Below are 11836 nucleotides of genomic sequence, written 5' to 3'. Positions count from 1 at the left end.
CGTCACTCTCCCAGACCGGTAGCCACCGAGGTGGAACACGTTTCACTTTGCCGGTTCAACTGTGTCAGGAGTCACTGTCGATGTCTAGGCACATCACGGCGATTCCGTCTCTTCGTGTCTTCGCCGTGCGTCGTCTCACCCGCCGGTACGGTCCCGGGGCCACCGGTACACGGCCGCCGGCCGGACCTCGGTCCGGAAGTAGTCGGAGGCCTCTCGGCACAGCAGGGCCTGGGCGACGGGCATGGCCACGACGACCGCACGGCCGGCGATCTCGTCCATCATGTGGTCCCGCCAGGCGTGGAGGCGATCGACGAGGCCGGCGATGCTCTCCCCTCCGTGCGGTGTCGCGCCGGGGTCGGCGAACCAGGCCGCGAGGTGGTGCGGCGGGACCTGTTCCGGCGCGAGGCCGGCCCATGCGCCCACGTCCAGGGTGCGCAGCGCGTCGTCGACGATCTGCTCGACGGGTGCGCCGAGGAGACGGGCGCTCTCGAGGGTCGCCGGCTCGGGCCCACAGGCGACGACGGGTTCGATGCCGCCTGCCACCGCGACGACGTCCCGGCGCCCCCGGTCGTCCAGCGGCGCCTCACCGCCGAAGCGCACCGACCTGTTGGGGCCGGTGCGCCCGGCGGTGATGATCTGCATCAGCGGTGAGTGCACCCGGCCGCGCTCACCTCGAACCGGCGCCGACGACGGTCCGCCCGTCGCTCCTCGAACGCGACATCGCGCCGAGGGCCACCGCGAAGGTCAGCGTCAGGACGGTCCAGAGGATGACCTGGTTGGCGATCGCGTACACGCGGAAATCGCCCACCACGTCGGCCGGGAATCCCGGGAACACGATCTGCCCGGCGTCGTCGCGCAGGGGTTCGGGGACCTCGTGGAACGACGGCAGCACCGCGATGGTGACGCCCACGGCGACCAGATACGCCGCCGTGCCGACGATCCCCGAGACGAGCCCGCCGATCCGCGGTCGCAGCCACAGCGCGAGCACCACGGCCGCGATGGCGAGCACCACAGACGCCACGGTGATCGTCAGGAACGCCGCGGTCCGCTCGCCGATGGTCTCGTCGTCGCCGACCGCGGGCGGATTGCCCGGGTAGGCGAAGAACGGCACGCCGAAGACGGCGACGAACCCGATCACGCCGAGCGCGCCCGCGACCGCGCGCGGGTCGGTCGCCGGGTACCGCCTGCCGACGTAGGACCACAGGACCGTGAACGCGACCGCGAAGAACGCTCCCATGCAGAGTGCGAACACCAGAGTGCCGACACCGGCCCCGAGGTTCTCCTGCATGGCGCGGGTGAAGACCTCACCCTCCTCGCCGTGGTGGTGGTGTCCGCCCGCGGCGTGTTCGAGGGTCTCCTCGGCCTCCGAACGCGCGCCCTCGTAGTCGATGGCCTTGCCCACGACCGGTTCGATGAACATCCGGGCGAAGACGAACGAGATGATGCCGGCGATCAGACCCGACAGCAGGCCCGCGCCGATGAACTTCTTCTCCATGTGAACTTGTCCCCTTCCGCCGGTCGCTCAGTGGCAGGGGAAGCCGAGGAAGTGGCGTGCGTCGTGCACGAACTCGTGCACGTAGGTGTTCTCGCCGAACACCGACACCACGCCCTGGTCGTACCCGAGGAAGTAGTAGGCCAGTGCGGCGAGCAGCACGGTGAGGCTCAGCCAGAGCGCGGCGCTCGCCGCGGAGAGGTTCGGCACCGCGATGGCCCGCGGTGCGGCCGCGGCCGCTGTCGTGCCGGATACGGGGATTCCCTGATCAGGGGTTCCGATGGTCATGTGTCGGTGTCCTTTCGCCGATCTCGCGTCGGAGAGTTGTGGATCTCATCCGCCGGCACGGCATCCTGGCTCGCGTCGACATCGGACACCGTCGAGATACTCCCGACCGCGTCCGGTTGTCGTCGCTCACAGTGGCGCGACCGCTCCGGATTCTCACCGGATTCCCCGTACAGGCGTACGTCGACCTTATACGCACGCGATACGGCCGTCTGTCGCACCGGTGAGACATAGTGGAGAGATGCCCCGCCCCTCGGTGCTCGACCGCTTCACCGCCCCCACCCGGCGGTGGTTCACCAGCGCCTTCACCAAGCCCACCGCCGCGCAGAAGGGCGCGTGGACCTCCATCGCCGACGGCGCGAACACCCTCGTCATCGCACCGACGGGCTCCGGCAAGACCCTCGCGGCATTCCTGTGGGCCCTCGACCGGCTCGCCGCCGAGGCCGCCGGGCGGGCCGCCGAGCCGAGACGGACCGGTACCCGCGTCGTCTACATCTCGCCGCTGAAGGCGCTCGCGGTCGACGTCGAGCGCAACCTCCGCGCCCCGCTGACCGGCATCACGCGCGCCGCGCAGGAGCTGAACCTGCCCGAGCCGAACATCACCGTCGGCGTCCGCTCCGGCGACACCCCGGCGGCCGAGCGCCGCAGTTTGATCAAGTCGCCGCCGGACATCCTGATCACCACGCCGGAGTCGCTCTACCTGATGCTTACGTCGGCGGCGCGCGAGACGCTCACCGACGTCGAGGCGGTCATCGTCGACGAGGTGCACGCCGTCGCCTCGACCAAGCGCGGCACCCATCTCGCGCTCACCCTCGAACGTCTCGACGAGCTGCTCGAGAAGCCGGCGCAGCGCATCGGCCTGTCGGCGACGGTGCGGCCGCCCGAGGTGGTGGCCGGCTTCCTGTCCGGGGCCGCCCCGTGCACCGTCGTGAAGCCGAAGGCCGAGAAGACCTTCGACCTGCGCGTCGACGTGCCCGTCGAGGACATGGCGAACATCCCGCCGCCTCCGGGTCCCGAGGGTGCCGGCGCAGAACTCGACGACGCGTTCTCGCCGACCGCGGGATCGCTGTGGCCCTACGTCGAGGCCGCCATCGTCGACCAGATCGAGGCAAACCGCGCGACCATCGTGTTCGCGAACTCGCGCCGGCTCGCCGAGAAGCTGACCGCCCGTCTCAACGAGATCCACGCCGAACGTCACGGCTCGCCCGCCGAGCAGAAGGCCAACCCGTCGGTCGCCGGGGGCGCACCGGCGCTGGTGATGGGAAGCGGTGCCAGTTCGGGAGCCGAGCCCGTACTCGCGCGCGCCCACCACGGCTCGGTCAGCAAGGAACAACGCGCGCAGATCGAGGACGACCTCAAGTCGGGCCGCCTGCGATGCGTGGTCGCCACGAGTTCGCTCGAACTCGGCATCGACATGGGCTCGGTGGATCTCGTCATCCAGGTGGAGGCCCCGCCGTCGGTGGCCAGCGGCCTGCAGCGCATCGGTCGCGCCGGCCACCAGGTCGGCGAGATCAGCCAGGGCATCCTGTTCCCCAAGCACCGCACCGACCTGCTGCACTGCACGGTGACCGTCGAGCGCATGCTCGACGGTCAGATCGAGCAGATCAGCGTGCCGCAGAACCCGCTCGACATCCTCGCCCAGCAGACGATCGCGGCGGCCGCCGTCGACGACCTCGACGTCGACCACTGGTACGAGGTGGTGCGCCGCGCCGCGCCGTACCGGGAACTCGGTCGCGGGGTCTACGAGGCCACGCTCGACCTCATCGCGGGCCGGTTCCCGTCCGACGAGTTCGCCGAACTGCGGCCCCGCGTGAACTGGGATCGCGACGCCGGAGTCCTCACCGGACGCCGGGGCGCGCAACGGCTCGCGGTCACCTCGGGCGGCTCCATCCCCGACCGCGGCCTGTTCGGCGTCTTCATGGTCGGCGAGAAGGCCACGCGCGTGGGCGAACTCGACGAGGAGATGGTCTACGAGTCCCGCGTCGGCGACGTCTTCGCGCTCGGCGCGACGAGCTGGCGGATCGAGGACATCACCCACGACCGCGTGCTGGTGTCGCCGGCGTTCGGCCAACCCGGCCGGCTCCCCTTCTGGATCGGCGACGCGGTGGGCCGCCCCGCCGAACTGGGCGCGGCCATCGGCGCGTTCACCGGCGCGATCGCCGACGCCGAGAAGCTCGACGCCCACGTCGAACGGCTCGGCCTCACCGACAACGCCCGCACCAACCTCGCGAACCTGATCGCCGAACAGCGCGAGGCCACCGGGCACCTGCCCACCGACAAGACACTGGTGGTCGAGCGGTTCCGCGACGAACTCGGCGACTGGCGGGTGATCCTGCACTCCCCCTACGGCCTCCGCGTGCACGCCCCGTGGGCCAGCGCCATCTCCCAGCGCCTTCTGGCCACCCTCGGCATCGAGGGCGCCACCACCGCCTCCGACGACGGCATCATCATCCGCCTCCCCGACACCGACGACGACCCGCCGGGGGCCGGCGTCTTCCTGCTCGACCCCGACGAGGTGGAGCAACTCGTCACCGACGGCCTGGCCGATTCCTCGCTGTTCGCCTCCCGCTTCCGCGAATGCGCCTCGCGCGCACTGCTTCTGCCGCGGCGCGACCCAGGCCGACGGGCGCCGTTGTGGCAGCAGCGGCAGCGCAGCGCGCAGCTGCTGTCCGTGGCGTCGAAGTTCCCGGACTTCCCGATCGTGCTCGAGGCGGTGCGGGAGTGCCTCCAGGACGTCTACGACCTGCCCGCCCTGCTCGACCTGCTGGCTCGCATCCGGGCACGCCGCATCCGGGTGGTGGAGACCGAGACACCCAGTCCCTCGCCGTTCGCCGCATCGCTGCTGTTCGGCTACGTCGGCGCCTTCATGTACGCCGACGACGCCCCGCTCGCCGAACGCCGGGCCGCCGCCCTCTCCCTGGACACCAATCTGCTCGCCCAGCTGCTCGGGCGCGTCGACCTGCGCGAACTGCTCGACCCGGGAGTGATAGCCGACGTGATCGCCCGGCTGCAGCGGCTCGCGCCGGAGCGCCAGGCGCGTGACGCCGAGGACGTCGTCGACCTGCTGCGCTGGCTCGGACCGCTGACCACCGAGGAGGTCGAGGCACGCTATCGCGGCGAGGAGCCCGTCGCCGCCGTCCTGGCCGACCTGCATCGCAGCGGCCAGATCATCTCCGTCAACCACAACGGCCGCGCGCTGTGGGCGTCGATCGACGACACCGCGCGCCTGCGCGACGCCCTCGGGGTCCCGGCGCCGATGGGCGTGCCCGCCGCCTACCTCGAGCCGGTGCCCGACCCGGTCGGCGACCTCGTCGGGCGGTACGCGCGCACCCACGGCCCGTTCACCGTCGCCGAAGCCGCCGGCGCGCTCGGCATCGCGACCGCCGTCGTGCGCGACACCCTCGCCCGGCTCGCCGGCGAGCGACGCGTCGTCGAGGGAGACTTCCTGCCCGAGAACCGGACCGGTGATCCGGCAACCGATTCCGTCTCGCCCGCGGCGACGCAGTGGTGCCACACCGATGTGCTGGGCCAGATCCGCCGCGGGTCGCTGGCCGCTAGCCGGGCCGAGGTGGCGCCCGTCGGACCCGAGGTCCTCACCCGCTTCCTGCTCGACTGGCAGCACGCCTCCCCCGAGACCGCCCTCCGCGGCGTCGACGGGGTCGCGACGGTCATCGACCAGCTCGCCGGTTTCCCGTTGCCGGCGTCCGCCTGGGAGTCGCTGATCCTGCCCGCCCGGGTGTCGGACTATGCGCCGTCCATGCTCGACGAGTTGCTGAGCACGGGTGAAGTGGTCTGGTCGGGGCACGGCCGGATCGGCAACGCGGACGGCTGGATCGCGCTGCACCCCGCCGACGTCGCCGCGTTCACGCTGCCCGCTCCCGACCCGATCGACACCACCGCGGTCCACGAGGCGATCCACACCGCTCTGGAACCCGGTGGCGCGCTCCGTTTTCCGCAGTTCGCCTCCGGCATCACCACCGGCACGACCACCCCGTCGGCCGATGTCGAGAGCGCGCTCTGGGATCTGGTGTGGGCCGGGCAGGTCTCGAACGACACCTTCGCGCCGGTCCGCGCCCTGCTCCATCCGCGGAGAAGTCCGTCGGCCCCGCGGTCGGCCCCCGCCCACCGGGCCCGCGGCCGGGCGCCGCGACTCCGCGCAGGGCGGCTGTCCGCGCGGTACCTGGCCGGGCACGCCGAGGCGCCCTCGGTGTCCCCGACCGCGGCCGGCCGCTGGTTCGCCCTCGACCGCGCCGAGATCGACCCGACGGTCGCGACTCAGGCCCTGTGCGATCAGCTCCTCGCGCGGTACGGGGTGATCACCCGCGGCAGCGTCATGACCGAGGAGGTGGCGGGCGGGTTCGCGCGGGTCTACAAGGCGCTCAACGTCTTCGAGGACAGCGGACAGGTACGTCGCGGGTACTACGTCGACGGACTCGGCGGCGCGCAGTTCGCCTCCCCCGCCACCGTCGACGAGCTGCGCCGCCACGCCCTGCCCGACCGCAAACCGCCGCGCGAGGCGATCGTGCTCGCGGCCACCGACCCGGCGAATCCGTTCGGCGCGGCGCTGGAGTGGCCGCGCTCCCGCGACGCCGACGCCGGTCATCGGCCCGGCCGCAAACCCGGTGCGCTCGTGGTGATCGTCGACGGTGAGCTCGTGTGTTTCGTCGAGCGCGGGGGCAAGACGTTGCTGACGTTCACCGATGCCATCCCCGCCCTGGAGTCGGCGGCCGGCGCGCTGGTCGCGCTCGTGCGGGCGGGGCGGGTGTCGCGGCTGACCATCGACCAGATCGACTCGGAGCCGGTGCGCGCCACCGACTTCGGCAAGGTCCTCGTCGAGGCCGGTTTCGCGACCACGCCGCGCGGCATCCGGCTAAGGTACGGCACCCATGCCTGAGGGCGATACCGTCTACGCGGCCGCGTCCCGGCTCCGCGCGGTGCTCGAGGGGCGTCGACTCGTCTCGTCGCAGTTCCGCATCCCGTCGCTGGCCACCGCCGACCTGTCCGGACGCGACGTGGTGGCGGTCCGGTCGAGGGGCAAGCACCTGCTCATCGACGTCGACGAGAGCACGCCGGGCGCGGGTGACGCGGTGAGCGTCCACTCGCACCTGAAGATGGAGGGGGTCTGGCACGTCCACCCCATCGGACGCCGCTGGCGCCGCCCCGCCTACCAGGCCCGGGTCGTGCTGCGCACCGAGACCCACGAGGCCGTCGGCTTCGACCTCGGCATCCTCGAACTCCTGGCCGACCCCGACGCCGCACTCGCCTACCTCGGCCCGGACCTGCTGGCCGACGACTTCGACCGCGACGAGGCGATCCGGCGGCTCGCCGACGACCCGGACCAGCCCGTGGGAGCCGCGTTGCTCGACCAGCGGCTCATGGCCGGTGTCGGCAACGTCTTCCGCAGCGAGATCTGCTACCTGCGGAAGGTCCTGCCCACCCGGCCGGTGCGCGAGGTCGACCTGGGACCGATGGTCGACCTGAGCCGACGCCTGTTGTGGGCCAACAGGTTACGGTCCGCACGCACGACGACCGGCAACACCTCGCCCAATGGCCGGATGTGGGTGTACGGCCGCCAGGGCCAGCTGTGCCGGCGCTGCGCGACCCTCATCACACGCGGCGAGCTGGCGTCGACCGGTGGCGAGCGGTCGATCTACTGGTGCCCGCGCTGCCAGACGTGACACCACACCCACCCCTTTCGGCATATCCCCCGCACAGGGCTGCGGGTTCACCGAAAGGGGTGGGTGTGCGTGGCTCAGACCGGGTACCGCTCCGGCTCGGGACCGAATTCGAAACGGCGCGCGGAGATCTCGTCAACGGCGATCTCGACGTAGTTGTACTTCAGCGTCGGGATCCTCGGGCGTAACGGTAGCTTGTCGGCTTCCTCGATCTCGCCCAACCCGGTCAGGATCCGCGCCTCGCCCTTGGCTATGACGCTCCACCCGCCGGCATCGGTGTAGGCGTCGGTCTCGAACGCGACGCGGCCGTTGACCGCCAGCTCCGCGAGTTTCGTGCCCTCGCCGGAGCGGAAGGTGATCTTGCCGTCCGCGGCGTGGTAGTTCACCGGGAAGATGTCGGGAACACCGTCCACGCACGTCGCCAGGCGGCCCAGCTCGCCCGAGCCGAGAAGTTCCCAGGCCTCGTCGGAGCCGAGTACCTGAACCGGAGTCTCTGTCATGATCCGTCCCTTCTCTCCCCCCTGTTCCCGATGGTGCTCCCAGAACCGCTGTCGGAAAAGAGACCTAGGTCCCGCAGGTGACCGGTGTCAGTCGGGGACCGGAACCGGTTCGAGGATCTCCTTGCGGGCCTCGGGGGCCGCGGCCCGCAGGGCGTCGGCCGAGTCGTCGTCGGGCTGCTGCTGCGAGGCGACCTCGGCCTCGACGCGCGCCCGGTAGTTGGCGATCTCGAAGTCGCGTTGCTCGGGCGTCCAGTCGAGGATCGGCGCCAGCAGGTCGGCGACCTCCTCTGCGCAGTCGACGCCGCGGTGCGAGTACTCGATGGCAATCCGGGTCCGGCGGGCCAGGACGTCCTCGAGGTGCAGGGCCGCCTCGTCGATCGCCGCGTAGACCACCTCGACGCGCAGGTACTGCGGCGCGGCCGCGAGCGGCGCGAGCAGCGACCTGTCCTCCTGTGCGTAATAGAGGACGTCGTCGATGAGCGACCCGTACCGGTTGAGCAGGCGCCGGACGCGGTAGGGATGGAGCCCGTACCGTTGCCCCAGGTGCTCGCACTGGTTGATCAGCGCGTAGTAGCCGTCGGCGCCGAGCAGCGGCACGCGCTCGGTGATCGACGGCGCCACGCGGGTGGGGATGAAGTCGTTGCACGCGTCCACCGCGTCAGCGGCCATGACGCGGTAGGTCGTGTACTTGCCGCCCGCGATGGACACCAGGCCCGGCGCGACGGTGGCCACCGCGTGCTCGCGCGACAGCTTCGACGTCTCGTCGTCCTCCCCCGCCAGCAGCGGACGCAGACCCGCGTAGACGCCCTCGATGTCGTCGTGGGTCAGCGGCGTGACGAGCACCTCGTTGACCCGCTCCAGGATGTAGTCGATGTCCTTGCGGGTGGCCGCCGGATGCGCGAGATCGAGGTTCCAGTCGGTGTCGGTGGTGCCGATGATCCAGTGGGTCTCCCACGGGATGACGAACAGCACCGAGTTGGCCGTGCGGAGGATGATCGCGGTCTCGCTCACGATGCGGTCGCGCGGGACCACGATGTGGACGCCCTTCGACGCGCGGACCCGGAAGTGGCCGCGCTGCTTCGACAGCGCCTGCACCTCGTCGGTCCACACCCCCGCGGCGTTGATGACGCAGTGCGCCCGCACCTCGGTCATCTCGCCGGTCTCGGTGTCGCGCACACGGACGCCGAGCACGCGGCCGGCCTCGCGCAGGAAGTCGACCACCTGCGTCGAGGTCCGGATCACCGCGCCGTACTGCGCCGCGGTGCGCGCCACCGTGAGACTGTGCCGCGCGTCGTCGACAACGGTGTCGTAGTAACGGATTCCGCCGATCAGGGAGTTGCGTTTGAGCGCGGGGGCCACGCGCAACGCACCCGACCGCGTCACGTGGCGCTGCCCGGGAACAGATTTCGCCCCGCCCATGCGGTCGTAGAGGAACAGGCCGGCCGCCACGTACGGGCGCTCCCAGACGCGCCGGGTCAGCGGATAGAGGAACGGCAGCGGCTTGACCAGGTGCGGCGCCAGGAACCGCAGCGAGAGCTCACGTTCCTTGAGAGCCTCACGGACGAGGCCGAATTCGAGTTGCTCGAGGTACCGGAGTCCGCCGTGGAACATCTTCGACGACCGGCTCGACGTGCCGGAGGCGATGTCGCGGGCCTCGACCAGCGCGACCCGCAGGCCACGGGTCGCCGCGTCGAGCGCGCATCCCACACCGACCACACCACCGCCGATCACCACGACGTCGAACTGTTCCTCGCCGAACCGGCGCCACGCCTCGGCGCGGTACAGCGGCCCCATGTCGGCGGGCCGGTCCGGGTTGAACTCGGTGTTCATACTCGCCGAGCCTAATTGATCTCGGGCCGCACCACAACGTGCGACACTGACCGCGTGGGTAGTGCAGGGAAATACGTGGCGGCCATCGACCAGGGCACCACCTCGACCCGGGCGATGATCTTCGACCACGCCGGACGGGTCGTCGGCGTCGAACAGATCGAACACGAGCAGATCTTCCCCCGCGCGGGCTGGGTGGAGCACGACGCCGCCGAGATCTGGCGCAACACGCGCCGCGCCGGCGCCGCCGCGCTGGCCTCGGCCGAGCTGACCGCCGCCGACATCGCCGCGTGCGGCATCACCAATCAGCGCGAGACCACGGTGATCTGGGACCGCGAGACCGGCCGCCCGGTGCACAACGCGATCGTCTGGCAGGACACCAGGACCAACGAGCTGTGTGCGGAACTCGCAGGCGACGCCGGGGTCGACCGCTACCGAGACCGCACCGGACTGGCGTTGTCGACCTATTTCGCCGGACCGAAGATCCGCTGGCTGCTCGATCACGTCGACGGCCTGCGCGACAAGGCCGAGGCCGGCCAACTGTGTTTCGGCACAATGGATTCCTGGCTCGCCTGGAACATGACCGGCGGCGTGGACGGCGGTGTGCACGTCACCGACGTGACCAACGCGTCGCGCACCATGCTCATGAACCTCCACACCCTGGACTGGGACGAGGAGATCTGCGCCGAGATGGGCATACCGATGTCCATGCTGCCGGAGATCCGCAGCTCCTCAGGGCATTTCGGATATCTGCGCGGACAGGGCCCGCTGCCGGGTGTCCCGCTGTCCGGCATCCTCGGCGACCAGCAGGCCGCCACCTTCGGCCAGGCGTGCCTGGCCCCCGGCGAGGCGAAGAACACCTACGGCACCGGCAACTTCCTGCTGCTCAACACCGGCACCGAACCGGTGTTCAGCGACCACGGCCTGCTGACCACGGTCTGCTACCGCATCGGCGACCAGCCGGCCCGCTACGCGCTCGAGGGGTCGATCGCGGTGACCGGCTCACTCATCCAGTGGTTGCGCGACAACCTCGGGATCATCCGGACCGCCGCCGAGGTGGAAGAGCTCGCAGCCGGGGTCGACGACAACGGCGGCGCCTACTTCGTCCCCGCCTTCTCGGGCCTGTTCGCACCGCGCTGGCGGTCCGATGCCCGGGGCGTGATCGTCGGCCTGACGCGGTTCGTCAACAAGGGGCACCTGGCACGGGCGGCCTTGGAGGCCAGCGCATTCCAGACGCGTGAGGTCATCGAGGCGATGCAGGCCGACTCCGGGATGGAGTTGTCGACCCTCAAGGTCGACGGCGGGATGGTCGTCAACGAGCTGCTGATGCAGTTCCAGGCCGACATCCTCGACGTCCCGGTGGTGCGCCCGGTGGTCAACGAGACCACCGCACTCGGCGCGGCCTACGCCGCCAGGCTCGCCGTCGGCTACTGGGAGGGCGAGGACGAGATCCGCGCCAACTGGGCCGAGGACAAGCGGTGGAATCCGGCGATGGATCCCGGTGAGCGCGAACGCCTCTACCGGGAATGGAACCGGGCCGTGGAGCACAGCTTCGACCTCGCGTGAGGCCACCGGCGGCCGGGCTTTCTCAGACCACGAAGTCGGCGAGGACGCCCACCACGCCCGCTGTCCCACCCAGGGCTGCAGAGGCCTCGTAGGCGGCCTCCCGCAGTGCCGTGCGCGGGGCCTCCGCGGCGGTCGCGATCGACATGGCGGCGAGGACGCAGTCGATCGCCCGGGCGCGCCGGAAGCTGTCGCGCTGGGCGTCGACGTCGCCGCGCCGTTGATGGGCGAAGCCGTCGAAGTCGTGATGGGCGGACACGGCGCGCAGCGAGCCCACCCCGGCCTGATCGACGCTCCCGTGCTGACGCCACCGGCGGATCACCTCGCGCACCTCGGGCGTCGACGCGCCGGTCACGTCCATGACGGTGGCGACCAACAGCTGCAGGCACCGCACCACGTCCTCGTCCGGCACCTCGGAGACGAGTCGGGCGACCCCGCCCGGCAGGCGGTCCACTCGATTCGGCACTTCCCCTCCTCCGGGGTGCGGGCCGTGC

General features: G+C 71.0%; 9 protein-coding genes and 1 riboswitch. Of the genes, 3 read left to right on the top strand and 6 right to left on the bottom strand.

Features of this window, described 5'->3' with window-relative positions:
• Positions 1 to 135 precede the first annotated feature (135 nt).
• From E1P53_RS19725 to E1P53_RS19715, 3 genes are read right to left on the bottom strand one after another with little or no spacing between them, the layout of a single operon-like run.
• Positions 136 to 642 carry a histidine phosphatase family protein gene (locus E1P53_RS19725; RefSeq protein ID WP_131735397.1) on the bottom strand — a complete coding sequence of 169 codons (507 nt, stop codon included), beginning with the start codon at positions 640 to 642 and terminating at the stop codon, positions 136 to 138.
• A 25-nt stretch (positions 643 to 667) separates the two neighbouring features.
• Positions 668 to 1495, bottom strand: a complete 828-nt coding sequence (locus E1P53_RS19720; RefSeq protein WP_131735261.1) for a CbtA family protein — start codon at positions 1493 to 1495, stop codon at positions 668 to 670.
• A gap of 27 nt (positions 1496 to 1522) precedes the next feature.
• Positions 1523 to 1780: a CbtB domain-containing protein gene (locus tag E1P53_RS19715; protein WP_006901837.1), complete on the bottom strand. Its 258-nt coding sequence runs from the start codon at positions 1778 to 1780 to the stop codon at positions 1523 to 1525.
• A gap of 37 nt (positions 1781 to 1817) precedes the next feature.
• A riboswitch (cobalamin riboswitch) is annotated at positions 1818 to 2005 on the bottom strand.
• A gap of 13 nt (positions 2006 to 2018) precedes the next feature.
• Here E1P53_RS19715 and E1P53_RS19710 point away from each other — a divergent pair.
• The gene (locus E1P53_RS19710) at positions 2019 to 6671 is read left to right on the top strand and encodes an ATP-dependent helicase (protein ID WP_131735260.1); all 4653 of its coding nucleotides are present in this window, start codon (positions 2019 to 2021) and stop codon (positions 6669 to 6671) included.
• Positions 6664 to 7455 carry a DNA-formamidopyrimidine glycosylase family protein gene (locus tag E1P53_RS19705; RefSeq protein ID WP_131735259.1) on the top strand — a complete coding sequence of 264 codons (792 nt, stop codon included), beginning with the start codon at positions 6664 to 6666 and terminating at the stop codon, positions 7453 to 7455. Before E1P53_RS19710 ends, E1P53_RS19705 begins: the two co-directional genes overlap by 8 nt.
• A 74-nt stretch (positions 7456 to 7529) precedes the next feature.
• On the opposite strand, the gene E1P53_RS19700 is transcribed toward E1P53_RS19705, so the two are convergent.
• Positions 7530 to 7952, bottom strand: coding sequence for a pyridoxamine 5'-phosphate oxidase family protein (locus E1P53_RS19700; RefSeq protein ID WP_131735258.1), 423 nt, complete (start codon positions 7950 to 7952; stop codon positions 7530 to 7532).
• An 87-nt stretch (positions 7953 to 8039) separates the two neighbouring features.
• Positions 8040 to 9782, bottom strand: a complete 1743-nt coding sequence (gene glpD, locus E1P53_RS19695) for a glycerol-3-phosphate dehydrogenase (RefSeq protein WP_131735257.1) — start codon at positions 9780 to 9782, stop codon at positions 8040 to 8042.
• Positions 9783 to 9857: 75 nt separating this feature from the next.
• On the opposite strand from glpD, the gene glpK reads away from it, so the two are divergent.
• A complete protein-coding gene (glpK, locus tag E1P53_RS19690) occupies positions 9858 to 11345 on the top strand; it encodes a glycerol kinase GlpK (protein WP_131735396.1) in 1488 nt (495 codons plus the stop codon).
• 22 nt (positions 11346 to 11367) lie between these two features.
• Here glpK and E1P53_RS19685 read toward each other — a convergent pair whose 3' ends face one another.
• Positions 11368 to 11808, bottom strand: coding sequence for a hypothetical protein (locus tag E1P53_RS19685; protein WP_131735256.1), 441 nt, complete (start codon positions 11806 to 11808; stop codon positions 11368 to 11370).
• Positions 11809 to 11836: the final 28 nt, after the last annotated feature.

The organism is Gordonia paraffinivorans (assembly GCF_900683595.1).
Classification (GTDB): domain Bacteria; phylum Actinomycetota; class Actinomycetes; order Mycobacteriales; family Mycobacteriaceae; genus Gordonia; species Gordonia paraffinivorans.
The sequence above is the reverse complement of the archived record's forward strand: the minus strand, read 5'-3'. Positions and strand labels throughout refer to the sequence as shown.

Excerpts from the sequence above, each read along its gene's own strand:
- glpD (WP_131735257.1), bottom strand. The coding sequence starts at position 9,782 with ATGAACACCGAGTTCAACCCGGACCGGCCCGCCGACATGGGGCCGCTG.
- E1P53_RS19725 (WP_131735397.1), bottom strand. The coding sequence starts at position 642 with ATGCAGATCATCACCGCCGGGCGCACCGGCCCCAACAGGTCGGTGCGC.
- E1P53_RS19715 (WP_006901837.1), bottom strand. The coding sequence starts at position 1,780 with ATGACCATCGGAACCCCTGATCAGGGAATCCCCGTATCCGGCACGACA.
- E1P53_RS19710 (WP_131735260.1), top strand. The coding sequence starts at position 2,019 with ATGCCCCGCCCCTCGGTGCTCGACCGCTTCACCGCCCCCACCCGGCGG.
- E1P53_RS19705 (WP_131735259.1), top strand. The coding sequence starts at position 6,664 with ATGCCTGAGGGCGATACCGTCTACGCGGCCGCGTCCCGGCTCCGCGCG.
- E1P53_RS19720 (WP_131735261.1), bottom strand. The coding sequence starts at position 1,495 with ATGGAGAAGAAGTTCATCGGCGCGGGCCTGCTGTCGGGTCTGATCGCC.
- E1P53_RS19700 (WP_131735258.1), bottom strand. The coding sequence starts at position 7,952 with ATGACAGAGACTCCGGTTCAGGTACTCGGCTCCGACGAGGCCTGGGAA.